Annotated in this window: 23 protein-coding genes; 5 read left to right on the plus strand and 18 right to left on the minus strand. The window is 72.6% G+C overall.

The annotated features are described in order from the left end of the window. Positions 1-6: 6 nt before the first annotated feature. On the minus strand, positions 7-1,404 hold the full coding sequence (locus OG521_02135; protein ID WUW19642.1) for an APC family permease: 1,398 nt from the start codon (positions 1,402-1,404) through the stop codon (positions 7-9). 368 nt (positions 1,405-1,772) lie between these two features. On the opposite strand from OG521_02135, the gene OG521_02140 reads away from it, so the two are divergent. Beyond that, positions 1,773-2,090, plus strand: coding sequence for a hypothetical protein (locus OG521_02140; protein WUW19643.1), 318 nt, complete (start codon positions 1,773-1,775; stop codon positions 2,088-2,090). An 81-nt stretch (positions 2,091-2,171) separates the two neighbouring features. Here OG521_02140 and OG521_02145 read toward each other — a convergent pair whose 3' ends face one another. The 8 genes from OG521_02145 to OG521_02180 all read right to left on the minus strand — a co-directional run bounded on the left by OG521_02145 (position 2,172) and on the right by OG521_02180 (position 12,490). Continuing rightward, positions 2,172-3,689 (minus strand): hypothetical protein, encoded by a 1,518-nt coding sequence (locus OG521_02145; GenBank protein WUW26548.1) that lies wholly within the window; start codon positions 3,687-3,689, stop codon positions 2,172-2,174. A 228-nt stretch (positions 3,690-3,917) separates the two neighbouring features. Beyond that, positions 3,918-4,643, minus strand: a complete 726-nt coding sequence (locus OG521_02150; protein WUW19644.1) for a hypothetical protein — start codon at positions 4,641-4,643, stop codon at positions 3,918-3,920. Positions 4,644-4,871: 228 nt separating this feature from the next. Then, complete coding sequence (locus OG521_02155; protein ID WUW19645.1) at positions 4,872-5,066, minus strand: hypothetical protein; 195 nt, start codon at positions 5,064-5,066, stop codon at positions 4,872-4,874. 108 nt (positions 5,067-5,174) lie between these two features. Further along, positions 5,175-6,062, minus strand: a complete 888-nt coding sequence (locus OG521_02160) for a phosphatidylinositol-specific phospholipase C/glycerophosphodiester phosphodiesterase family protein (GenBank protein ID WUW19646.1) — start codon at positions 6,060-6,062, stop codon at positions 5,175-5,177. 317 nt (positions 6,063-6,379) lie between these two features. Beyond that, on the minus strand, positions 6,380-7,498 hold the full coding sequence (locus OG521_02165) for an acyl-CoA/acyl-ACP dehydrogenase (GenBank protein ID WUW19647.1): 1,119 nt from the start codon (positions 7,496-7,498) through the stop codon (positions 6,380-6,382). Continuing rightward, the gene (locus OG521_02170) at positions 7,495-8,682 is read right to left on the minus strand and encodes an acyl-CoA dehydrogenase family protein (GenBank protein WUW19648.1); all 1,188 of its coding nucleotides are present in this window, start codon (positions 8,680-8,682) and stop codon (positions 7,495-7,497) included. The genes OG521_02165 and OG521_02170 overlap by 4 nt, the downstream gene beginning before the upstream one ends. Continuing rightward, positions 8,679-9,647 (minus strand): NADPH:quinone oxidoreductase family protein, encoded by a 969-nt coding sequence (locus OG521_02175; protein ID WUW19649.1) that lies wholly within the window; start codon positions 9,645-9,647, stop codon positions 8,679-8,681. Before OG521_02175 ends, OG521_02170 begins: the two co-directional genes overlap by 4 nt. A gap of 173 nt (positions 9,648-9,820) precedes the next feature. After that, complete coding sequence (locus OG521_02180; GenBank protein WUW19650.1) at positions 9,821-12,490, minus strand: beta-N-acetylglucosaminidase domain-containing protein; 2,670 nt, start codon at positions 12,488-12,490, stop codon at positions 9,821-9,823. Between the two features lie 146 nt (positions 12,491-12,636). On the opposite strand from OG521_02180, the gene OG521_02185 reads away from it, so the two are divergent. Beyond that, on the plus strand, positions 12,637-13,608 hold the full coding sequence (locus OG521_02185) for an SDR family oxidoreductase (protein ID WUW19651.1): 972 nt from the start codon (positions 12,637-12,639) through the stop codon (positions 13,606-13,608). A gap of 14 nt (positions 13,609-13,622) precedes the next feature. Here OG521_02185 and OG521_02190 read toward each other — a convergent pair whose 3' ends face one another. From OG521_02190 to OG521_02200, 3 genes are all read right to left on the minus strand, one after another. Beyond that, positions 13,623-14,471 (minus strand): enoyl-CoA hydratase/isomerase family protein, encoded by an 849-nt coding sequence (locus OG521_02190; GenBank protein WUW19652.1) that lies wholly within the window; start codon positions 14,469-14,471, stop codon positions 13,623-13,625. 79 nt (positions 14,472-14,550) lie between these two features. Next, complete coding sequence (locus OG521_02195; protein ID WUW19653.1) at positions 14,551-15,282, minus strand: PIG-L family deacetylase; 732 nt, start codon at positions 15,280-15,282, stop codon at positions 14,551-14,553. 65 nt (positions 15,283-15,347) lie between these two features. Beyond that, on the minus strand, positions 15,348-15,614 hold the full coding sequence (locus OG521_02200) for a metal-sensitive transcriptional regulator (protein ID WUW26549.1): 267 nt from the start codon (positions 15,612-15,614) through the stop codon (positions 15,348-15,350). Between the two features lie 112 nt (positions 15,615-15,726). Here OG521_02200 and OG521_02205 point away from each other — a divergent pair, with 112 nt between their 5' ends. Further along, the gene (locus OG521_02205; GenBank protein ID WUW19654.1) at positions 15,727-16,299 is read left to right on the plus strand and encodes a rhodanese-like domain-containing protein; all 573 of its coding nucleotides are present in this window, start codon (positions 15,727-15,729) and stop codon (positions 16,297-16,299) included. 52 nt (positions 16,300-16,351) lie between these two features. Here OG521_02205 and OG521_02210 read toward each other — a convergent pair whose 3' ends face one another. Beyond that, positions 16,352-17,647: an alpha/beta hydrolase gene (locus OG521_02210; protein ID WUW19655.1), complete on the minus strand. Its 1,296-nt coding sequence runs from the start codon at positions 17,645-17,647 to the stop codon at positions 16,352-16,354. Positions 17,648-17,751: 104 nt separating this feature from the next. Between OG521_02210 and OG521_02215 the strand changes: the two genes are divergently transcribed. Next, positions 17,752-18,915 carry a betaine/proline/choline family ABC transporter ATP-binding protein gene (locus OG521_02215; GenBank protein WUW19656.1) on the plus strand — a complete coding sequence of 388 codons (1,164 nt, stop codon included), beginning with the start codon at positions 17,752-17,754 and terminating at the stop codon, positions 18,913-18,915. A 32-nt stretch (positions 18,916-18,947) separates the two neighbouring features. Here OG521_02215 and OG521_02220 read toward each other — a convergent pair whose 3' ends face one another. After that, a complete protein-coding gene (locus OG521_02220) occupies positions 18,948-19,580 on the minus strand; it encodes a LysE family translocator (protein WUW19657.1) in 633 nt (210 codons plus the stop codon). A 272-nt stretch (positions 19,581-19,852) separates the two neighbouring features. Here OG521_02220 and OG521_02225 point away from each other — a divergent pair, with 272 nt between their 5' ends. Further along, positions 19,853-21,001, plus strand: coding sequence for a Gfo/Idh/MocA family oxidoreductase (locus OG521_02225; GenBank protein ID WUW26550.1), 1,149 nt, complete (start codon positions 19,853-19,855; stop codon positions 20,999-21,001). A 32-nt stretch (positions 21,002-21,033) separates the two neighbouring features. On the opposite strand, the gene OG521_02230 is transcribed toward OG521_02225, so the two are convergent. The 4 genes from OG521_02230 to OG521_02245 form a co-directional block, all read right to left on the minus strand. Next, positions 21,034-21,987 (minus strand): ABC transporter substrate-binding protein, encoded by a 954-nt coding sequence (locus tag OG521_02230; GenBank protein WUW19658.1) that lies wholly within the window; start codon positions 21,985-21,987, stop codon positions 21,034-21,036. Next, entirely contained in the window at positions 21,984-22,661 is a 678-nt protein-coding gene (locus OG521_02235) for an ABC transporter permease (protein ID WUW19659.1), read from the minus strand. The genes OG521_02230 and OG521_02235 overlap by 4 nt, the downstream gene beginning before the upstream one ends. Then, positions 22,658-23,335: an ABC transporter permease gene (locus tag OG521_02240; protein ID WUW19660.1), complete on the minus strand. Its 678-nt coding sequence runs from the start codon at positions 23,333-23,335 to the stop codon at positions 22,658-22,660. The genes OG521_02235 and OG521_02240 overlap by 4 nt, the downstream gene beginning before the upstream one ends. A gap of 68 nt (positions 23,336-23,403) precedes the next feature. Beyond that, positions 23,404-23,982, minus strand: a complete 579-nt coding sequence (locus tag OG521_02245; GenBank protein ID WUW19661.1) for a PadR family transcriptional regulator — start codon at positions 23,980-23,982, stop codon at positions 23,404-23,406. Positions 23,983-24,052 lie beyond the last annotated feature (70 nt).

Here is a 24,052-nt window from a genome sequence, read left to right on the forward strand (position 1 = left end):
CCGGCTTCAGGACTGCTCGTCCTCGGGGATGCTGACCAGCCACCGGGTCGCGCGCCGGGGCCTGAGGTAGAGGGCCCAGTAGAGCGTGGCGACCGCCGTGATCCCGCCGGTCCAGAGCAGGTACTCGGTCTCCTGCTGGGTCAGGATGTAGGCGAGGACGACGATGAGCAGGACCGGGACCGCCGGCCAGAGCGGCATCCGCCAGGCGGGGGCGTGGCGGTGGGAGCCGCGCCGGCAGAGCAGCGCGGCGACGGCCACCAGCAGGTACATCGCGGTGACCGAGACGCCGGTGACGCCGTACAGGGTGTCGAGGTTGACGAAGCAGAGGGCGGCGCCCGGAATGCCGACGAGGAGCGTCGCGACCCACGGCGAGCCGAACCGGCCGAGCCGGGACAGTGCCTGGTTGACGGGTGCCGGCCAGGCCTTGTCGCGGGCGGAGGCGAACAGCACCCGGGAGTTCTGGATGACCATGACGATGCCCGCGTTGATGATGGCGAGGGCGACGCAGAGGCTGACGAACGTGCCCACGGCCGAGTTGGACCAGGCCTCGACCATGCCGCTGAGGTCGCCGGAGGTCAGGGCCGCGAGGTCGGGGGCGCCGACGGTGATGGCGATGACGGGGACCAGGATGACCGCCGTCGAGATGGCGAGCGTGGCGAGGACGGTGCGGGCGACGTTGCGCCGGGGGTTCTCCAGCTCCTCCGAGAGGTAGACGGCCGTGGAGAAGCCCTGCGTGATGAAGAGGGCGATGGCGAGACCGGAGACGACCATCATCGCGGTGACGGTCGAGCTGGTGCCGCCGGGGGCGGCGACCGAGCCGTGCACCAGCGCGGAGGCGCCGCGTTCGGAGTGGGCGAACCCGAGGACGGCGACCACACCGGCGGCGATCACCTCCAGCACGAGGAAGATGCCGGTGATCCACGCGTTGGCGCGCAGGTCGAGGAGGCCCGCGAGGGTGGCGAGCAGCATGACGCCCGCCCCGGCGACGGAGGCCGGGATGTGCACGAGCGGCGCCAGGTAGTCGGCGGTCCCCATGGCGATGACCGGCGGCACGATCATCACGACGAGCAGGGAGAGCACGAACACGAGCCAGCCCGCAAGCCTGCCCGCCATCGTCGACACCATGGCGTACTCGCCGCCGGCGCTGGGGATGAGGGTGCCCAGTTCCGAGTAGCAGAACGCCACCGCGATACAGAGGAGCGAGCCGATGCCGATGGTGAGCGCGGTGTAGGTGCCGAGGCTGGAGAACAGGTCGGGCACCACCACGAAGAGGGTGGAGGCGGGAGTCACGCAGGAGAGCGTGAGCAGGGTCCCTCCGACGACGCCGATGGAACGCTTGAGCTTCTGCGGGGTGGGGCCGGTCGCGGGGGCGAGCGCCTGTGGAGCGCTGAGCGTGTCGGTCATCGAGTCGGGTTCCGATCAACAGGTGCGGTCTCTGAGCGCGGGAGCGGTATCGCCTCCGGACGGGGTGTGCTGGATGGTTCCGGTGCTCCCAGCGCGTCATGCAATACCGACGCGTTCCGCAGGTCAATAGCAGATTTCCTTCGGAATTCGTTGCCACGGCGCCAGGGATCAACGATTTGTCATCAAGATCGCATCAGGACAACGGGATCGGCCCCTGCGGGAACCGCAGGGTGGGCGCGCGAAAAGTTTCGTTCAAATCCACCGCCCGTTCCCTGTCGCGCCGCGTGCGCCCGGCCTGGGGGCGCCGCGTCCGCGGGAATTGCCGCCCGCGGGTCGCGATCCGCGGGCTTTGGTGCGAGCCTGGATGCATGACCTGGGCGTCCTGGACGACTCGCGGAATATATTCGGGGCACGGCGGCGTGCTCACCGAAGAGGTCGGGCCGCTGTCCGGCGACCTGACCGTGCACACCACATGGGCCGAGGGCACGGCGCAGATCACCGTGCAGTACACCGACGCGGCCGACTGGTTCACGATGGCGGGCAGCCCCGTTCCGTGCCCGTCGGAGGAAGCCAGCCGTACGCTGCACGAGGCCGCGGTGGAAGCGGTCAGGCAGGGCTCGGCGGCCACGGTCCCGACCGGTCACTCCGGCCCCGACGTCGCGGCGGGCGAAGCGGCCACGGAGTAACGGCGCGACGACGAAGGGCCCGTACACGCGTGTGTACGGGCCCTTCGTCGGTCCGGAGACGGCCGCGCTCGGGACACGGGGTCAGCCGGTGTCGCGGACCGCCACGATGCCGTTGAAGACGCCCACGTACGCCGTCCCGTCGGGGCCGATGGTGACCGGCGCCCAGTTGTTGTCGTACGAGGGTCCGGTGCCGGTGAGTTTCGTCCAGCGGCGTTGCCCGGTGCGGTAGTCGACGGCGGTGAGGTACCAGGCGTCGATGCCGAGGATGTTGGGCTGCTTCTCGTAGAAGTAGAGCAGGCCGTTGGCGGTGGAGAGCTTGGGCACCGTGGAGGGTGAGCGGACGGCGCTGTTCCAGACCGTGTCGCAGCCGCTGCCGTCGGGCCGAACGTCGATGCGGGCGACGCCGCCGACGACGCTGCGGCCGAGGAGCAGCGTGGTGACGTTCTCGTAGCCGTAGTTGTTCTCGACGACGAGGCTGTTGCCCCAGCTGATCATGGAGTTGTCGGTGGTGGAGGCTCCGGAGCCGAAGACCGGGACCTTGCAGACGAGCCGCTGGTCGTCGGGGACGCCCGGGGCCCGGCGGTAGACGAGGACGTTCATCCGGTCGTCGGCGTTGTCGGTGATGGCGACGTAGTCGTCCCCGTCACCGAAGAGGTCGGGCGTGGTGCCCGAACCCTGGTTGACCGAGCCGGGTTTGGTGCCGGTCCCCCGGTCGTACGTCTGCCGCCACTGGATGTGCGGGGTGCCGTCGGCCGTCGCCGCGAAGCTGTAGAGGGCGTGGTCGGTGACGATGGAGACGCCGTCCTCGGCGACGGAGAAGGAGTTCTGGATCTCCTCGCCGGTGAGCTGGACGAAGCGCACGGCGGAGGTCCGCGGGTCGACCGTGCCGACCCGGCCCAGCCTGGTCACCCACCAGATGCGGCCCTGCCAGTCGGGCATGACGGAGGTGACGGGGTCGCAGGTGCCGCTCGGGTAGAGGTTCGTCCAGCTGACGCAGTCGTGCGGCACCTGCGCGGTGAGGTCCCAGTCGTCGACGACGGTGAAGTGCCAGCTGCCGTCGGCGGCCTGTCCGTGGGCGATGCGCTGGATGTGCTGGCGGGAGTCGGCGAGGACGACGCGGTCCTGGTCGTCGAGGTAGAAGTAGGCGCCGCCCGAGGTGTCCTTGAAGATCTTCGAGAAGTCGAGCCGGGTGAGGGCCTCGACGGTCGAGGAGCGCTGCGGCAGTGCGTACTCGGCGAGGGTGTCGAGGGTGCGCGGGTCCAGGAGCTTGAGGAGGAACCCGGTGAACGTGCCGCACACCGTGATCAGCCGGCCCGCCGCGTCGAAGGTGGCGGTGGCGCACTCGCCGCCCAGGGGCGCGATCTGTTCGCTGCTGACCTCGGGGCTGCGGCCGAGCGGCCCCGAGTACGGGTGGGTGCCGCTGCCGGCCGCGTCGGCGTGCATGCCGCTGCGGCCGTTGGGCGCGAGGAAGGGATGCTGGGGCGGGGCCTGTCCGGGGACGGGCACGGCCGTGGCCGGGCCGCCCTCGTAGTCACTGACCAGCCGGTGCCCGGGGGCCCGGGGTATGTCGGCCGCGGCGGCCGGTGTGCCGGACACCATGAGCGTCGTGGCGCAGAGGGCCAGCGCCAGTACCAGTGCGCGCAGGGGTCCACTTCTGGACAGCGGGGACAGCGGGGACATCGGACTCCTCGGTCGGGGGCGGGGGTCGCGCCGCCGCCCGACGCTAGGGCGAGGTCCTTGAGGTGTCCATGGAAATGCAGGGCGTTTCATGGACGCTTCACGGTGGTGCAATGTTGCCCGCGTGACGCCCGGCGCCTCTGGTGCGTCTCAACGCCGCCCGCCGGTGCGGCGGTCCAGCATCTCGCGCCGGATCGCGGCGGCCGTGGTCCTGGCCCGGTCCGACGCGGTGCCGCGGTCCGCCTGGGCGGGTACGAAGCGGTGCAGCGGCCGGGCGCAGTACGGACACGGGGTGTCGGCCGCGAGCAGCCGGCCGTCCTCGCACTGCGGCCCGTCGCAGCGCCCGGGCCGGAGCAGCCGCTCGGCGATCTCCATCGGCTGCCGCCTGCGCCCGTCCTCGTCCTTCTCGTGGAGCGCGTGGGACCAGCGGGCGTTCCACCGGCGCTCCATCCGGTCCAGGAGCTGGTCGGGGCTGCGGCGGCCCAGTTCCCGCCGGATCAGGGCGACGAGTTCGTTCGGATACCCGCCGGTGAACTCCCGCGCGAGCGGCGGCGGAAGCGCGTGCAGGAGATAGCCGACCGGGTCGGCCCCTGGCCGCTGCCACTGTCTGCACCGGCAGTCGCCGTCGGCCGGGAGCGGCGTTCCGCAGCGCCCGCACAGTCCTCGGCAGTCACCGCAGAGTCCGTGATCGAGTCCGTCCAGATGCGGGGCGGGCGCCCGGCCGCACTCCCGGCAGCAGGACGCGCACAGCCCGCAGAGGCGTTCACCGCCGACGGCCTTCGTCCAGGGCCGTTGCTGGCACCGGCAGCAGCGGCCGCTGTGGCAGTGCTCGTGGTGAACGGCGCCCGGATCGCGTCCCGGAGGAGGAAATGACATGGCTGCGCTCTCCGGGCCCGGCTCGGTGCGGCACCCGGTGGCGGTTCCCGCGCCGGGCGGGGCAGCGGTCCGGCCCGGCTCCGCGCCCCACCCGACCGTCGCACACCGGCGGGCCCGCGGACCCCGGGAGACCGCATGGTGCACCGGGCCGACCGTAATGATCATGTCTCGGTGCGGTCCGGGACCGGTCCTGCGCGTTTGCGCACCCGGTTCGGTCCCGGCGTCCGGTCAGGGCCTGATGCTGCTGACGACGTCGGCCGTGGCGGTGAGGCCCTCCTGGATGGTGGGGGCCATGCTCGTGCCCGCCAGGAAGAACCCGAGCAGGGCGCACACCAGCGCGTGCGAGACCTTCAGTCCGCCGCTGCGGAGGAAGATCACCGCCAGGATCAGCAGAAGCAGCACCAGTGAGATCGAAATGGCCATGGCCAACCTCCTCCGCCGCGCCGGAATTGCGGCATTCGCCGTCAGTTTGGCGTAGTGGAGGAGCCATCCGGCGCACTGGCGTGTACGCCAAACGGGTACGACCTGCGTCTACCGTGCGTTCCGGTCGTGGGTACGCAGGAAGCGGGCGAGACCTGTGAGGTCGTCGCTGTTGAGATGGTCCACCCCGGCCGCCAGGAGCTCGGCCCAGAGCGCCTCGCGTTCGGGTCCCGGGACATCGGGCGTGGCCCAGAACCGCACCCGCTGCCCCGCCCGGTGCGCGGCGGCGGTGATCGCGCGCAGCGCGTCCCGTTCGGCGGGCGGAATCGGCCCGGCGCCCAGCCAGCCGAAGGTCCCGGTCCAGCTGCTGCTGATGAGCGGGACGAACGAGGCGGTGGCCGCCGTGCCGAGGTCCTCCAAGCGGCCGTCGTAGAAGGCGTACCGGGTGCGCTGGGCCTCCATCGGGGGACGGGCAGCCCGGTCGCCGGAGACGACGGCGGTCACAGCTCCGGGCCGTACCCGGTCGCCGGAGAAGGAGGTCAGCATCTGCCGGTGGCGGCGCAGTTGGCGGTCCAGTTCCGCGTAGGCGGCCGCGCCGTCCGTCTTGATGTCGATCAGCAGCTGCACCGGTGTGCGGTCGCCGGGGAACACGGTCCCGTGGTGGGCCCGGACCCGGGCGAGGAGCGGGTCGAGGTAGAGCGCGGAGAGGGTGCGGGCGGGGTCGAGGCCGGTGGCCTCGTGGGCGACCAGCAGTTCGCCGTCCACGAGGAAGATGTCCGCCTCGACGCTGGTGAATCCCCGGGCCAGTGCGTCGTGGAGCGGGCGGGGGTGCAGATAGTCGTTGTGCGCGTGCGCGCGGGGCAGGGGGCGCGGGCCCCGGGCACGCGGGGCGGTGGCGGGCGCTTCGTTCGCGGTGGCCCTCTGGAGTGGCAGGAGGGTGCCTGCGGCCGCGGTGGCCAGTGCGGTGGTGACGACGCGGCGGCGGGTGGGGAACGCCATGGAATCTCCCGGTTGCGAGGCGTGCCGGACGGGCGGACGCGACCGAGTATGGAAGCCTCACGCCTCAACGGGTGTGCGGACGAGGAGAGTTGTCTCGTTCGCCGCCCGTTCTTCGGCCCGCGTTCCACCCGCCTTGGCCGTATCCGCAGGGATCGGTCCTGCCGCCCGCGCGTGACGCGGGCACGACGGAGCGGGGATGCATGTGCACCTGTCCCGCACGTGCCGGAGCGGGGATACGTCCGCACGGTTCCCGGACATGCCGGAGCGGGGGTACGTGCGCCTGCCGCACGTACCCCCGCTCCGGGTCCTGGCGGGTGTTACGGCGCCGGGAGCTCCATCAGGCCGGCGACGGTCTCGCGGTGACGGCCCGCCGTACCGAAGGCGGTCGCGTCGGCCTTGGCGCGCTTCAGGTACAGATGCGCGGGGTGCTCCCAGGTCATCCCGATGCCGCCGTGCAACTGGACGCACTCCTCCGCCGCGTGGACGGCGACCCTGGAGCAGTACGCCTGCGCGACGGCCACGGCCAACGGCGTGTCGGGGCTGCCCGTCGCCAGCGCGTCGGCGGCGTTGCGTGCCGCGGCCCGGGCCGATACGACCTCCAGCCAGAGCTGCGCCATCCGGTGCTTGAGCGACTGGAAGGAGCCGATCGGCCGGTTGAACTGGTGCCGCTCCCGGGTGTGGCGGACCGTCTCGGTCAGGCACCACTCGGCGAGTCCGAGCTGTTCGGAGGCGAGCAGTCCGGCACCGGCCAGCAGCCCCCGGTCCACCGCGGCCCGCGCCGCGCCGGCGTCCGCGAGCAGCGTTCCGGTGGCCCCGCTCAGGGTGACCGTGGCGAGCGGGCGGGTGAGGTCGAGCGGGACGAGCGGCTGGACGGCGACACCGGGCGCGTCCGCGGCGACCGCGTACAGGCCGTCGGTGGTGGGCACCAGGAACACGTCGGCGGCGGCCGCGTCGGCGACCGGACCGAGTGTTCCGTCCAGGGCAGCGGTCACCACCGGCGTGCCGGACGCCGAGGCGGAGAAGGGGACGGCGAGCACCGCGACCTTGCGGCCCGCCGCGAGGCCGGCGAGGAGTTCCGCCACCGGTCCTTCCTCGGCGCCGAGCGCCAGGAGCGTCTCGGTGGCGACGACGGAGCTGGTCAGGTAGGGCGCGGGGGCGACGCTGCGGCCGAGTTCCTCGATGACGACGGCGGCCTCGCGGTGACCGGCCCCCTGTCCGCCGAACTTCTCGGGCACCAGCAGCCCTGCGGCGCCGATGTCGGCGGCGAGGGCCTTCCAGAGCTGCGCGTCGTACGGCGTGTCGGACTCGGTGCCGGCGATGACCGTCGGCGCGTCGGCCCGGTCGGCGAGCAGCGCGCGGACCGCTGCCCGCAGATCCTCCTCGGCCTCCGAGTACAGCAGATCGGGTGTCCGGCTCGTGGCGGGCTGTGCGGTCATCGGGAGAGGTCCTTCCAGGCGACGTCCTTGTCGTTGCGCGGCTCGGAGGGCAGACCGAGCACCCGTTCGGCGACGATGTTGAGCAGTACCTCGCTGGTGCCGCCCTCGATGGAGTTGCCCTTGGAGCGGAGGTAGCGGTAGCCGGCGTCGCGGCCGGTGAAGTCGACGAGGTCGGGGCGGCGCATGGTCCAGTCGCTGTACAGCAGCCCCTCGTCGCCGAGGAGTTCGACTTCGAGGCCGCTGATCTCCTGGTTGAGGCGGGCGAAGGCCAGTTTCATGCCGGAGCCCTCGGGGCCGGGCTGTCCGGCGACGAGCTGCTGGCGCAGCCGTTCGCCCGCGAGCCGGGCGACCTCGGCCTCGACCCAGAGGGTCAGCAGGCGCTGGTGCAGGTCGTGGGTGCGCAGTTCGGGGCGTTCGCGCCAGGTCCGGGAGACCGGGCCGATCATGCCGCCCTCGCGCGGGATGCGGGATCCGCCGATGGAGACGCGCTCGTTCATGAGCGTCGTCTGCGCGACCTTCCAGCCCTCACCGACCGGGCCGAGCCTGCGGCTGTCGGGGATGCGTACTCCGGTGAGGAAGACCTCGTTGAACTCCGCCTCGCCGGTGATCTGGCGCAGCGGCCGCACCTCGACGCCGGGGTCGGTCATGTCGCAGATGAAGTAGCTGATGCCGCGGTGCTTGGGCACGTCCGGGTCGGTGCGGGCGATGAGGATCGCCCAGCGCGCCACATGGGCGCTGGACGTCCATACCTTCTGGCCGTCGACCACCCAGTGCTCGCCGTCGCGCACGGCACGTGTGCCGAGGGCGGCCAGGTCGGAGCCGGCGCCCGGCTCGCTGAAGAGCTGGCACCACACCTCCTCGCCGACCCACAGGGGGCGCAGGAAGCGCTGCTTCTGCTCGTCGGTGCCGAAGCCGAGGACGGTCGGGGCGGCCATGCCCAGGCCGATGCCGATGCGGCGCGGGTCGTTGTCCGGCGCGTCCGCCGCGGCGAGTTCGGCGTCGACGACGGGCTGCAGGGAGCGCGGCGCGTCGAGCCCGCCCAGCCCGGCCGGGTAGTGCACCCAGGCGAGTCCGGCGTCGAAGCGCGCCTTGAGGAAGTCGGTGCGGTCCGTGCTGGCCGGGGGGTGCGCGGCCAGCAGTTCGCGGGTGAGGCGGCGCAGTTCGGCCGCGTCGGGGGCGGTCATCGGGCGGCTCCTGACGGGAGGACGACGATGCGGCCGGTGCTGGTGCCGTCGGCGACGCGCTGCACGGCGGCCGCCGCCCCGTCCATCGCGACCCGCTCGCTGACGAGCGGCTTGATGACGCCCTCGGCGGCGAGCCGGGTGAGCTCGTCGTGGCAGTCCCGGACCGCTTGCGGGTCCTTGGTGTTGTACAGCCCCCAGTGCAGTCCGAGGACCGAGTAGTTCTTCACCAGGGCGTGGTTGAGCCCCGGGGTGGGGATGACACCGCTGGCGAAGCCGACGACGATCACCCGGCCCTCGAAGGCGATGCACTTCACCGACTTGGCGTACGCGTCGCCGCCGACGGGGTCGTACACGACGTCGGCGCCGCGGCCGCCGGTGAACTCCTTGACCGCGGCGACGATGTCCTCGGTGCGCCGGTCGATGACCAGGTCGCAGCCGAGTTCGGTGGCGGTCTTGGCCTTCTCGGCTCCGCCGACGACACCGATGACGGTGGCGCCCGCGGCCTTCCCCAGCTGGACGGCCGCGCTTCCGACGCCTCCGGCTGCCGCGTGGACGAGCAGCGTCTCACCGGCCTGGAGGTGCGCCCTGCGGTGCAGGCCGAACCAGCCGGTCTGGTAGCCGATGTGCAGGGCCGCCGCCTCGGCGTCGTCCAGGGCCTCGGGTGCCGGCAGCAGCGCCGCCTCGTCGGCGACGACGTACTGGGCGAACCCCCCGTGCGGCAGGGCGGGGGTGGCGAGCACCCGGCGCCCGTCCTCGGTCCGGCCGCAAATCTCCACACCCGGGGTGAAGGGCAGCGGAGGCCGCACCTGGTACTGGCCGCGGCAGAGCAGCGCGTCGGGGAAGTTTATGTTCGCCGCGAGCACCTCGATGAGCACCTGCCCGTCGCCGGGCGTCGGCCGGTCCGTCTCTTCGAGCCGCATCACCTCGCTCGGCTCGCCGTTCCGGTGCACTCGCCATGCCTGCATGAGGGGCCTCCACAACACTGTCGGCATTACCACTGCTCCCGGGCATACTAAGCGGTCGCTTGCCGCTGTGGGAACAATCCGTGCCCACCGATTCGGCCGGACCCGGCACGGCTGTGCGCCCGGCCCCGCCCCGGAAGGTGCGGCGGCGCCGGGCGCACGGTGGAACGAGGCTCCTACTTCCCGATCACGACCTCCGCGATCCGGGGCGCCGCCGAGCCGGTGCTCCAGAGGAGACGCACCGCGTCGGCGGTCCGGCCGGCCGTGCCGACCCGCGTGTACGGGCCGTCGAGCGCGCCGACGGTCTGCCAGCTCCCGTCCGCGCCCCGCAGCTGGATGTCGGCCGCCGCCCCGGGACCGTCCGGCCGGAGAACCGTGACGGAGCCGACCGGGCGCGCGGCGACGAGATCCACCTGGAGCGATTCGCCGGCCTCGGGTGCCCGCGCGGCGCTGTACACGCTGCCCGGGTCGCCGTCGGCGGCCGAGCGCAGCGCGGATCCGGCGGCGGCGGGCGGGTTGCCCGTGATCTCACCGTCCGTGGTCGCGACGGTGAACTCGCGGACGACGACCCAGCTGCCCTGTCCGGCGGTCGCGCGGGCCCGGACATAGCGGGCCTCGGTGCCGGCGGGCACGGTCGCGGTGACGTCCGGCTTCTCGGAGAACTCGGTGAGCGTGGTCCAGTTCTGCCCGTCCGCCGAGTACTCCAGCACCCCCGCGTGGAGGTAGTCGTCCGTGCTGCCCGGCTTGGCCATGGCGAGGGTGACCTGGCCGATGTCCCTGGCCTCGCCGAGGTCGACGGTGAGCTGGTCGCCCGCGGCGGGTGCCCCGTCGCTCCAGAAGTAGGTGGAGTCGTCGCCGTCGAGGACGCGGGCGACGGTGTTGCTCTGGTAGGTGCCGAGGTTCGTCGACGCGGTGGGCCGGCCGCTCACGCCGAGGATCCGGTCGTACTCGGCGGTGGCCGCGTCGACGAACCCGTCCAGCGTCCCGTCACCGACGTGGACCGGCACCTTGCGGCCGTCCAGACCGGTGTACGTGAACGACGTGGCGTGCTCGACCTGTGCGGGCAGTTGCTGACGGAGCTCCCAGGCCCGGGCGCCGTCCCCGGCCCTGGCCGCCTCGACCATGCGCAGGGCGGTGCCCGACGCGGAGGCCCAGGCCTCGGTGGCGTCCAGCCAGGGGCCGGCGTCCTCGGCGAAGCCCCGGTCCGGAAGGCCGGACCGCAGCCGGGCCGGGGCGGCGCCCAGGTCGGTGAGCACCGAGGTGAGGCGCCTGGCGTCACCGGACTTCCAGTACCGGGCGAACTCCGCGGCGAGTTCCGGCGCCTTTTCCTTGTTGAGCGCCGAGCTGTAGTTGGCGTCGGCGAAGGCGCGCAGCGCCCGCTCCGTACGCGGGTCGCCGCCCGCGTACTCCTTGAGCCCCCTCCCCCACGAGGTGCGCGGGTCGTACGCCGCGTCGTTCCAGGCGTAGTCCGCGACGGTGTACAGCGACAGCTTCGAGGCGTACGGCTGGATCATCGGGTTGGCGGTGATCCCGGCCAGCCGGCCGGGGAGCCCCTTCTCGCGGCCGTTGAACGGACCGAGCAGCAGGCGGTCGGTCGCGTAGTCGTTGACCGGGTAGTTGTCCCAGGTCAGGATCGGGTGCCCGAACACCTCGCGGGCGGCGTCGGCCTGAGCGACCGTCATGGTCGGGGCGACCACTCCGACACCGGTCCACTCGACGACCACGTCCGGGTCCAGCTGCTGGGAGAGAGCCGTCTTGTACGGGGACGGGGTCACGTCGTAGTACTCGGTGGGCACCATCTGGAGCGGTTCGGCACCGGGATGGGTGGCGATGAACTCCTTGTTGACCCGGTTCAGCAGGTACGCCTGCGCGGCGCCGGCCGCACCGCCGCCGGTCCCCCACTTCGCCTTGTCGGCGTCGCAGTTCCAGTCGGTGTAGCTGATGTCGTCCAGCGGCACGGCGAAGGTGCGGACGCCGATGTCCCAGATCGTCTGGAACTTGGCCACGAGCGCCTCGGCGTCCTCGTCGGAGCTGTAGCAGACCGAAAGACCGGGCGAGAGCGCGTAGGTGAAGTCGACGTGCTGCTCGACCGACTCGTCCGCGAGCTCCTTGATCTGGGCCAGCTGCTCGGCGGGGTAGGGATCACGCCACTTCTCGCGGAGGTAGGCGTCGTCCTTGGGCGAGTACACGTAGATGTTCATCTTGTGCTCGCCGTAGTAGTCCAGCTGGTCGAGGCGGGCCTCGTGGGACCACGGAGTGCCGTAGAAGCCCTCGATGACACCGCGCAGCGCGGTTCCCGGCCAGTCGCGCACCGCGAGTCCGGCGACCTTGCCGCCCGGCTGCTTCCGCTGCGGCAGCACCTGGCGCAGGGTCTGGGCGGCGTAGAAGGTGCCGGTGGCGTCCTTGCCCGCGAGGACGATGCGGTCCGCCCCGATACCGAGGACGTATCCGTCGGCGGGCAGCTCCGACGGCCCTTCGAGCTTCTGGGCGGCGAGGGCGCCGGGGTCGCCGATGTAGACGTTCAGGCCGTTGCGGGCCGGCCGTGTGGCGCGGACGACGTGCCGTGCGCCGGCCTTGCGCAGGGCCGTCTCCACCACGTCGAGCGTCGGCCCGTCGGGCGTCGCCCCGGTGACCAGGGTGACGGTGGGAGTGATCACGATCCGGTCCGTCCGGTTCTTCACGGACTGCGGGGTCGGGGTGATGGCCGGGGTTTCCCGGGCCTTGGCCGAGGGGCCGGCCGGGCTGCCACCGGCCGCCTGGGCGGACGGCACGGTGGTCAGCAGACCGCCGGCGAGCAGAGCGGCCGCCGCGGCGAGTGCGGTGAGGCGGGGTGGGCGAGGCGTCACAGATCCTCCATTGGTCACTCAAGTCACCAGAGTCGCGCAACACAACGACACTGAATTCAACAGTCTGGCGCTGGCATGTCAATGGTCTGGACAACATCAGTGCGTGGACCTGGTCTTTTGTCGTCGGAGACTGTATTCATGCAGCCATGACGGAGAGCGTGCACACCCGCGGACTCCCCGCTCCGCCCCCCTTGGGCGCGAGCGCGTTACCGGCCGGCACGTACGACGGGAGCGTCGTCCTGGTGACCGGCGGCGGCTCGGGGCTCGGCAAGGCGATCGCGGCCGAGTTCGCCCGGCTGGGGGCGGACCTGGTGATCGTCGGCCGGAACCCCGGACGGCTGGCCGCCGCCCGGGAGGAGCTGGCAGCGCTGACCGGCGGTCGCGTCCTGACCGTCCCGGGCGACATCCGGGACCCGGAGAGGATCACGGAGATCTTCGACGCCGCCGAGGCGGAGACGGGTCCGCCCGACGTGCTCGTCAACAACGCGGCGGCCAACTTCCCCTCACCCGCGGAGGATCTGTCACCGAACGCCTGGCGGGCGGTGCTCGACATCACGCTGACCGGCACCTGGTTCATGACCCGGGAGTTCGGGCGGCGCCATCTGGCGGCCGGGACCGCGGGGTCGATCATCTGCGTCGGCGCCTCGTACGCGTGGACGGGCGGTCCCGGGTACGCCCACTCGGCGGCCGCGAAGGCCGGCGTGAAGAACCTGGTCGAGACCCTTGCCGTGGAGTGGGGTCCGTACGGGATCCGCGTCAACGGGCTGGTGCCCGGGCTGATGCCGCACGAGGACATGCACGAGAACATCCGCGCCAACCTGGACCGGGCCGGGGCGGAGGACGGCGGGGCCCGGGAGCTGGACGGGCGGCAGCCCGCGCTCCGGGTGGGACTGCCCCGCGAGCTGGGCTGGGCGGCGACGTTCCTGGCCTCGCCGTACGCCGCGTTCGTCTCCGGTCATTCGCTGGTGGTCGACGGGGCGAACTGGCAGCGGCGCTCGCTGGTGACCCCGCCCGTGGTACCGGTGCGCGAGCAGCTGGGCCGCGGCCCGTTCACCCTGCCCGACGGTGACGGGCCCCCGCCGGGCAGCCGAGGGGATGGCGTCGCGGAGGGTCCGTGAACCGCGGCACCGGTTCAGGTTCCCTCGAAGTGCGCCGGGCGGCGGGCCGCCTTGGCGGCATAGCCCTCGGCCGCGTCCTGCGAGGTGAGGGTGAGCGCCGCGGCCAGGGCCGTACGGTCGAGCGCCTCGCCGAGCCCCGCATCCGCGAAGGCGTCGACGGAACGCTTGATGTGGCGCACGGCAAGCGGCGCGTTGCCCGCCACGGCCTCGGCCACGGACCGTGCGGTGCGCTCCAGCTCACCGGGCGGTGTGACGGCCTGGAGCAGTCCGATCCGCTCGGCCGTCGCCGCGTCGATCCGGCGGCCGGTCAGGGCCAGGTACTTCGCCCAGCCCGCGCCCGCCTCCCGGGCGATCCGCATGTCACCGCCCGCGTCGACCGCCACCCCGATCCCGGCCTCCGGCAGCGCGAACACGGCGTCGTCCGCGGCGATCCGGATGTCCGCCATGAGGGCGAGTTCGAAGCCGAAGCCGAGGCAGTAGCCCTGTACGGCGGCGATCACCGGCTGCGGCAGCCCGGCGAACGCGGCGAAGCGCTCGTGCGCCCAGCGGATGCCCTCGTAGTAGCGCTGGGTCCGCTCGGCGGGCGAACGGCCCGTGATGCCGCCCCCGGGCGCGGTGACATCGATCCCGGCGCAGAAGGCCCGGCCCTCGCCCCTCAGCAGGACCGCCCGGACCGAGTCGTCGAACCGCAGCCGGTCGGCCATGATGCCGAGCTGCCGGCTGGACTCCCAGCTCCAGCCGTTGAGCTGGTCCGGCCGGCAGAGCGTCAGCACACCGACGCCGTTCTCGGTCCGGAGCGTGATCCGCTCCTGGCCCGGTGGGATGTCGTGGTCGAGCGTGTCGAGCACCGCCGCCCCTTCCATGGACTGACGACTCGTCAGATACCGGTGTGCGGAACAGCGTACGGCCGCACCCCGGCAACGGACCAGGGTCCGTCCGGGCTCAGCGCGCGAAGAGCTCGAAGGTGACGGCCGGCCGGCCGCCGAACCGCTCCGCGGACGCCTGCGCGTTGCCCGTCAGGAAGGTGCGGCAGTACGCCTCGGGATCCTCGTCGGTGAGGACCTCGATGTACGTGCGGTGCGCCAGGAGCGACTGCACGGAGCGTTCGAGGCCTTCGGTCGCGTCGACCGCGTGGGTGGGCGTGGACGATCCGGCGACGGCCACCCACCGCACGCCGTCCCACGGTTCGAGCCCCTGCCCGGTCAGCTCCGGGAAGATCCAGCGGTTCCCGGCGTCACCGGCGGCGTCCAGGGTGGCCCGGCCGACCGCGCGGTGGTCGGGGGTGTTCCAGGCGACGCCGCCCCAGGTGTCCCGGTGGTTGAGTGTGATCACCAGCTCGGGCCGGTGCCGGCGGATGGCCGCCGCGATGTCGCGGCGCAGGCCGGTGCCGTACTCGATCACCCCGTCCCGGTGGTCCAGGAACTCCACCCGCGGGACCCCGACGACGGCCGCGCTCGCGCGCTGCTCCTGTTCGCGCAGCGGTGCGCACCGCTCCGGTTCGAGCGTGTCGATCCCGGCCTCGCCCCGGGTGGCCAGGAGATAGGTGACGTCACGCCCGCCGTCGGTCCAGCCGGCGACGGCCGCCGCGCAGCCGTACTCCAGGTCGTCGGGGTGGGCGACGACGGCGAGGGCGCGCTGCCAGTCGGCGGGCATGGGCTTCAGCTGCTCGGTCATGTCGGCAGGCTAACCGGCCGGCCCCCGCGCGGCGCTCGCAACGACGGATGCCCGGTGCCGCCCGTTCAGGCGAGCGAGAGGAAGAGTTTCTCCAGCCGGGCGCGCATCTGGTCCCGGTCCGCGGGATCGGTGCCGCCGTCGGCCAGGCAGTGCTGCAGTCCGGTCGCGATGATCGCGAAGCCGGCCCGGTCCAGGGCGCGCGAAACGGCCGCCATCTGCGTGATGACGTCCTCGCAGTCCCGCCCCTCCTCGATCATCCTGATGATTCCGGTCAGCTGACCCTGTGCGCGGCGCAGACGATTGAGCACCGATTTGAGCTCATCGGCGGCCATGTCGAGTTCCACACATCCTCCTTTTAATACCCCAAGGGGTATTCTATCCCCTCCGGGGCAGGAGAGACCGAGTCTCCGCCTCACACCCGGTGAACGAAAGGAATCACTGCCAGTGACCAGCCCCGTATCCCTCTCCCCCGCCCAGGCCGCCGCCCGTCTCGCGGAGTTCACCGTGATCGATGTGCGCGCCCCCGGCGAGTACGCCGCCGGGCACGTCCCCGGCGCTCTGAACATCCCGCTCGACCGGCTCTCCGAGGCGGTGCCCGCCCTCAAGTCCGCCTCGGCCCGCGGCGCCCTGCTGGTGGTGTGCGCCTCCGGCGTCCGCTCCACCCGGGCCTGCGACATCCTGTCCGCGGCGGACATCGACGCCGCCACGCTCTCCGGCGGCACCTCCGCGTGGGAGGGCGAGGGCCATGGCCTCGACCGCCCGGACGGTGCGCGGGGCACCTGGCCGATGGAGCGCCAGGTGCGGCTCGCGGCCGGCTCCCTCGTGGTGGCCGGTCTGCTGGCGGGTGTGCGCTACCCGGCCGCGCGCTGGCTGTCCGCCGGCATCGGCTCCGGTCTCGTCTTCTCCGCGGTGACCAACACCTGCGGCATGGCGGCTGTCCTGTCGAAGCTCCCGCACAACCGTGCGCCGCACTCGGCGTCGAACCTCGACGCGACGCTCGACGCCCTCCAGGGCTGAGCCGCACGGGCGGGATCCGGGTGCGGCCCGGCTCCCGCCCGCTCCGGCGGGCTCAGACCTCCTCGCGGACCAGCGCGAGCAGCCGGTCCAGCACGCGCGGCCCGCCCGCGCGCAGTCCGTCGTGCTCGAACTCGTCGGTCACCCAGGTGCGCAGCCCGCGGATCGCACCGGCGGTCCGCAGCGCGTGCGCGGTGTCGACGTACATGTCGTCGTGGTAGACGGCGGCGGCCACCGGAACCTCGTTGGCGGCCAGCCGCTCGGTGTCGTACAACGGCTCCCAGTCGCCGCGGGTGGCGAGCAGTTCGGCCGTCTCGCGCAGCGGGCGCAGCGCCGGGTCGACCTCGAAGTGCCAGGGGTGGATGCTCTCGCCGGTGAACAGCACCGGGCCGTCGCCCTTCAGGGCGGCCGCCGCGTCGAACTGCGGGAACTCGGCACGGACCCGTTCGGCGGCCCAGCCGGTGGGGCGCTCGTCCTGGCCGTAGATGGCCTCGTGCAGGAGCGCGTACAGCGGGTGACCCGCGAACGAGCCGGCCGAGCGCATGGCCTCCTGGAAGGTGTCGGAGAGCTCGGTGCCGTGCGGGGTGGCGACGAAGGCGTTCTCCAGCAGGTAGTGCAGCTGGTGGCTGCCGCTGCCCCCGCCGAGCAGGATGCCGAGGGACTGGAACCCCTCGGGCGTCAGCCGGTGGCCGCCGCTCTCGGGGCGGTGCTCCGTGAGGTGAGCGGTGATCTCCCGGGCGCGCCCGACGTCCTGCGGGTAGCGGGCGTAGTGCGCGGCGACCTTCCGCTCGATCCTCGGGTACGCGGCCCGGTAGACGTCGTCCGCGTGGGCGTCGAGGGAGGGCAGGCCACCGGTGATCAGCACGGCGTCGAGGCCTTCGGGCGCGGCCGACAGATAGCGGACCGCGCAGAAGCCGCCGAATGACTGGCCGAGGACGGTCCAGGGCGCGCCGCCGGTCAGCTGCGGACGGATCAGTTCGCAGTCGCGCACGATGCTGTCGGACCGGAAGTGCGCGAGGTAGTCGGCCTGCTCGCGCGGTCCGCCGCGCAGCGGCAGGGTCTGCCGGTTGGCCGGGGTGGACAGTCCGGTGCCGCGCTGGTCCAGGAGCAGCACCCGGAACTCCCGCACCGCCCGCCCCAGCCACGCCTCCGCGCCGGTGAAGCGCCGGGCGCCGAATCCGGGGCCGCCCTCCAGGTACACCAGCCACGGCAGCTGCTCGGCGGCCCGGGAGGCGGCCACCACCTCGCGGCCGAAGACCTCGATCTGCTCACCGCCGGGGTCGGTGTGGTCGAGCGGCACGGTGAAGTGACGGTCGGTGAGGACGAGGCCGGGCTGGCGGTAGCTGTTCAAGGGGACTCCTGGATCGCTGGTTCCCGGACAGTTCAGCACACCGCCGTGACCCGGACAGTCCCGGCCCGTGTGCGGCGGACCCGCCCGGCTCCTACCGTGCAGTCATGATCCGGTTCGAGCAGGTCGGCAAGGTCTATCCGGACGGCACGACCGCGGTCCACGAGCTGTCCTTCGAGGTCGCCGAGGGGGAACTGGTCACCCTGGTCGGCCCTTCGGGCTGCGGCAAGACCACCACGATGATGATGGTGAACCGGCTGATCGAGCCGACCTCGGGCCGGATCCTGGTGGACGGCGAGGACATCTCGAAGACCGACCCGGTGAAGCTGCGGCGCCGCATCGGCTACGTCATCCAGCAGGTGGGTCTCTTCCCGCACCGGACGGTCCTCGACAACACCGCGACGGTCCCGGCCCTCGTCGGCTGGAAGCGGTCCCGGGCCCGGGCGCGCGCGGCCGAGCTGCTGGATCTGGTGGGCCTGGACCCCGGGACGTACGGCTCCCGCTATCCCGCCCAGCTCTCCGGCGGCCAGCGTCAGCGCGTCGGGGTGGCCCGCGCGTTGGCCGCGGACCCGCCGGTGCTGCTGATGGACGAACCGTTCGGCGCGGTGGACCCGGTCGTCCGGGAGCGGCTGCAGAACGAGTTCCTGAGCCTGCAGGCCACGGTCAGGAAAACGGTCCTGATGGTCACCCACGACATCGAGGAGGCGGTGCGGATGGGCGACCGGATCGCGGTGTACGGGGAGGGGCGCATCGAGCAGTTCGACCGGCCGGGAACGGTGCTCGGCTCCCCCGCGACCCCGTACGTGGCCCAGTTCGTCGGCGCCGACCGCGGGCTGAAGAGGCTCTCCGTCACGACGATCGAACCCCACGACCTGGAGGAGCCGCCGGTGGCCCGGCTCGACGAGCGGGCCGATGCGGCGGCCGCCCGGCTCGGCACCGCCGGCTCGCGGTGGGCGGTGGTGCTCAACGGGGACGGCGAGCTCCACGGCTGGGTGTCGGCGGACGCGCTGCGGATCGCCGGGGAGCACGGGACGGTGGCTGAACTGGCCCGCCGGATGGACGCGTGGGTGCCGGTGGGCGCCCCGCTCAAGCAGGCGTTCAGCGAGATGCTCCAGCACGACGCCGGGTGGGTGGCGGTGCTGGACGGGGCGCGCTTCCTCGGAGTGCTGACCCCGGCGAAGCTCCATGAGGCGCTGCGGCGCTCGGTGGACGCGGACGCGCAGGGTGTGGGACGCGACGAGGTGCAGTTCGACTCGGTGGCGGATGCCTGAGGGAGGCCTCGGGGGCTGCGTACGCACGGGGGTCAGGGTGACGGGAGCAGGAGGCGGACGGCCAGCACGGTGATCAGGGTGCTGGAGGCCAACGCGGTGACGAGCCGCCCCCGGCTGCCGGTCAGCGCGCGGCCCAGCAGCGCTCCGCCGCCCGCGACGAGCAGCTGCCAACTGGCCGAGGCGGCGAAGGCCGCGAGCACGAACACCACCCGGTGCGCGGGGGCCGAGGCGGCGACCGCCTCGCTGCCGAGGACCAGGGCCGCGAAGTAGACGACGGTCATCGGGTTCATCAGGGTGAGCGCGAGCAGCGTGAAGTAGGCCCGCACGGGGGTGAGCTGCGCGCTGTCGACGCGCGATGCCGCGGTGCCGCTCCGGTGCGCGCGGTACGCGGTGAGCGCGCCGCGGACCGCGAGGGCGACGAGGACGGCGGCGGAGGCCCAGCGGAAGGGGCGCATCACCGGTGCGATGACGGGGGTGAGCGTCGCTCCGCCCGCGACGGCGATCAGCGCGTAGAGCCCGTCCGCGGTCGCCACTCCGAGCGCGGCGAACGCACCGGTCCTGAGCGAGGTGCGGGTGGTGAGGGCGGCGAGGTAGGTCGCGACGGCTCCGACGGGCATGGCGATGCCGTATCCGGCGAGCAGTCCCGCGACCAGGACGGCGGTCATCCGTGCCGGTGTCGCACCGGCTTCCGCGGCCGCCCCGGCTGCTGTCGGCCGCTCGTCACCGATCGGTCGGTGGGAGCCGGCGGCACGAGGGCGATGTCCGTGGTCATGGCCAGATACTGCGTCCGGGGCGGACGGCCGGGCAACTCGTTTTCGGCGGCTCCCGGGGCGGGTGGGCGAGGCTCCGGGTCCCTTGACCGCAAGCCCGCGCAAAGCCTAGGTTTCCGCTGGTAGAAAGCGCTTGCCACGCGGTGGGCGCCCCGTTCACCGTGGAGGTGTTTGTCACGTCCAGCCAGGCTTCCCCCAGCAGGCCGGTCCGGGTCGCGATCGTCGGGACCGGCGCGATCGCGCGCGGCAGCCATCTGCCCGCCCTGCGCGCGCTGGCCGCCGAACAGCCCCTGGAGATCGTCGCGGCGGTGGATGTGGACGCCGCCTCCGCGGCGTCGTTCTGCGCCGAGGCCGGCGCCGGCCGGCCGTACTCGGATCTCGGCCGGATGCTCGCCGAGGAGCGCCCCGACCTGGTCACGATCGGCACTCCGCCCCGCTTCCACCGCGACCAGACCATCGCCGCCCTGCGGGCCGGGGCCTGGGTGTGGTGCGAGAAGCCCCCGTGCCCCTCGCTGGAGGACTTCGACGCCATCGAGGCGGCGGAGGGGCCGGCCGGCGGCCCGTATGCAGCGATCGTGTTCCAGCACCGGTTCGGGTCCGGTTCGGACCATGTCCGGGCGCTGCTGGCCGAGCGGGCGATGGGGCGGCCCCTGGTCGCGCACTGCCAGACCACCTGGTACCGGGACGAGGCCTACTACTCCGTGCCGTGGCGCGGGCGTTGGAGCACGGAGGGCGGCGGCCCCGCGATGGGCCACGGCATCCACCAGATGGATCTGCTGCTCGATCTGCTCGGCCCGTGGTCGGAGATCCGCGCGATGGCGGGGCGGCTGGTGCACGACGTCGAGACGGAGGACGTCTCCACGGCACTGGTCCGCTTCGAGAGCGGCGCCATGGCCACGGTCGTCAACAGCGTCCTCAGCCCGGACGAGGTGAGCCGGATCCGGATCGACTGCGAGCGGGCCACGGTCGAGCTCACCCATCTGTACGGCCATCGCAACGCGGACTGGCGCGTCACCCCCGCCCCCGGCGTCGCGCCCGGACTGGCCGCCGCCTGGCAGGACTTCGGCGCCGATGTGCCCAGCTCCCACGAGGCGCAACTGCGTGGTCTGCTCGCCGATCTGCGGGCGGGACGCCGGCCGCGCAGCAGCGGCGCCGACGGCCGCACCAGCCTGGAGCTGGTGGCCGCGCTCTACAAGGCGGCCTTCACCGGGAACACCGTCCGGGCCGGCGAGATCGGCCCCGGCGACCCGTACTACAGCGCCCTGCACGGCAACGCCACCGGCTGGGCGCCCGAACCGGCGGAGGCGACCGCCTGACCGGCCGTACCCGGCGCCGCGCGCCCGGCGGGTCAGTCCCCGGGGATGAGGCCGTGGGACCGCAGGTAGGTGCGGGCGACGTCCTCGGGGAGCCGGCGCCAGCTGTCGACCTGTTCGTTCAGCTCGGCCAGGTCCTTGGTCGTCAGTACGGTGTTCAGCTTGCCCAGCGCCGTACGGACGCCTTCGCTGCCCGCGCGGGACCGGTTGACGACGGGGACCAGGTAGTCGGCGTTCTGCAGGTGCTTGTCGTCGGCGAGCAGGACGAGGCCGAAGTCGTCCAGGGTGGCGTCGGTCGTGGTCGTCAGGACCATCTGGTCGCGGCCGCTCTGGACGGCCTGTTTGGCCTGGGTGGTGCCGACGCCCTTGGGGTCGACGGCGGTGATGTCGATGCCGTACGTCTTCTTCAGCCCGGGCGCGCAGTAGGGGCGCTGCACGCATTCGTCGCCGGCGGCCAGCCGGACGGGGAGCCCCGATCTGCCGAGGTCGCTGAGCGACTTCAGATGGTGTTCCTTCGCGTAGGCGGCGGTGACGGCGAAGGCGTTCTGGTCGACGGCGCGGCCGGCGTCGAGGACGGTGAGGCCGCGGGGTGCGGCCAGCGCGCGCAGGGCTTTCATCGTCTCGGCCAGGTCGGGCGAGCCGACGGGGGTGGCGTCGGCTCCGTTCTTCTTGGCGTTCAGCCAGTCGGCGAAGGTGGCGGCGTATTCGGGGACGACGTCGATCTGGCCGCTCTCCAGGGCCGGTTCGTAGATCTCCCGGTTGGTGACGGAGATGATCTCCGTGGAGTATCCGGCGTCGTCGAGCAGCAGGGCGTACATCTGGGCGAGCAGATCGCTCTCGGTGAATCCCGCCGATCCGATCGTCAGGTGCTTGCTGTCTCCGGGCGGAGCGGTGACCTCGCCCTGGTTCTCCAGCGTGGGTCCGGTCGTGCACGCGGTGAGGGGCGCCAGGAGCAGCAGGAGCACCGGGAGGGCGTGCCGGGCCCTCATCCGGCGTTCCCGTCGCGGACCCATTCGGGCGCGAGCCGCTGGGCCACCTCGAAGAGCCCTTCGACGATCAGGGCGAACACGGCGACCAGCACGGCCCCGGCGACCACCTGGGCGGTGGAGGCGAGGTTGAACCCGGCGGTGATGATGCGGCCGAGGCCGCCGCCGCCGGCCAGTGCGGCGATGGTCGCGGTGGCGACGAGCTGGACGGCGGCGATCCGTACGCCGGTCAGGATGAGCGGCAGGGCGAGCGGGACCTCGACCTGGGTCAGCATCTGGCGGCCGGTCATCCCCATGCCCCGGGCCGCCCGTACGACGTCCTGGTCGACCTCGCGCATGCCGACGTAGGCGTTGGTGAGCAGGGGCGGTACGGCGAACAGGACGAGCGCGACGACGGTCGGCCCTTCCCCGAACCGCCCGACCGGGGTGAGCAGCAGGAGGACGAGGACGGCGAAGGTGGGCACGGCCCGGCCGACGTTGGAGATGTTGACGGCGAGCGCGCCGCCCTTGCCCAGATGGCCGAGGACCAGGGCCACGGGCAGGGCGATCAGGCAGCTGATCAGCAGGCAGACGACGGTGAGGACGAGGTGCTGGGCGAGCCGGGTCCAGATGCCGTCCTCGCCGTACCAGTGCGCGGAGGTCGTGAGCCAGGACCAGGCGTCGGAGAGGGTGTTCACGACTGCCTCCGTGTCCAGGGGGTGAGCAGGCGCTGCGCGAGCAGGAGCAGCAGGTCGGCGGCGACGGCGATGACGACGCACAGGACGGACGCGGTGAGCACCTGCGCCTTGAAGTAGGTGTTCATTCCCGCGTAGATGAGGTTGCCGAGGCCGCCGTATCCGACGATCGCGCCGATGGTGACCAGGGAGACGGCGGAGACGGTGGCGATGCGCAGGCCGGCCATGGCTGCCGGCAGGGCGAGCGGGAGTTCCACGGCCACGAGCAGCCGGACGGGCCCGTACCCCATGCCGCGCGCCGCCTGCCGGGTCTCCTCGGGGACCGCGCGCAGCCCGGCCAGGATGTTCCGTACGAGCAGGGTGAGCGAGTACAGGACGAGGCCCGCGACGACGAGGGAGGCGGAGAGCCCGTACACGGGCAGGAGCAGCGAGAACATGGCGAGAGAGGGGACGGTGTAGAGGATCGTCGTCAGTCCGAGCACCGGTCCGGCGGCCCAGCGCCACCGGCGGGCGGCGAGGGCGAGCGGCAGCGCGATGACCAGTCCGATGAGCACGGAGACGGCGGTCAGCTGGAGGTGTTGCAGCACGGCGTCCCAGAGGATGTGCCGACGGCTGGTCAGATAGGCGCCGCAGATCCATTCGTTGCGCGCGAGGCAGTCGTCCGGGGGCGCGGTCACCTGTCCATTGCAGCCCGGGACGGTGCGGGGGCGCGCGTCCTGTTCGACTGTTCGAGGGGTACGGCGGTTCAGCCCCGCGGTTCTCCGGTGGCCGACGCCGCGCGGCGCTCCAGGATCTCCAGCGCCCGTTTCCCCCAGCGCAGGTTCTCCTGCTCGAAGGACCGTCCCCGCATGAGTGTCAGGTACGGGCCGATGCGCTCGGTCTCCCGTACGAAGGTGTCCTCGTCGCGGCCGTCGAGCATCCGGTCCCGCAGCCGTTCGTAGCGGGCGAGCCGGGCGCGGGACCACTCCATGCGTTCCTCGACCGAGGCGCGCACCGCGTCGCCGTCGCCGCCGTCCACGGCCTGGGTCATGACCAGGAGCTCGTCCCGGATGGCCGTGGGGCGGGGCTGCTGTGCGGTGAACGAGGCGAGCGAGGCGCGGCCCTCGTCCGTGAGCGTGAACAGCCGCTTGTTCGGCCTGCGCTGCTGTTCGACGACCCGGGCCCCGATCAGGCCGCTCTCCGCCAGGCGCTCCAGCTCGCGGTAGAGCTGCTGCGGGGTGGCCGACCAGAAGTTCGCCACCGAGACGTCGAAGACCTTGGCCAGGTCGTAGCCCGAGGCCTCCCCTTCGAGCAGCGCCGCCAGGACCGCGTACTTGAGAGACATCTGGACAGACTAACAGCCATGTGATTAATCTCTTTCACACCTATTCAACAAGTTGACTATGGAGTCCCGG

The organism is Streptomyces sp. NBC_01463 (assembly GCA_036227345.1).
GTDB lineage: Bacteria > Actinomycetota > Actinomycetes > Streptomycetales > Streptomycetaceae > Streptomyces.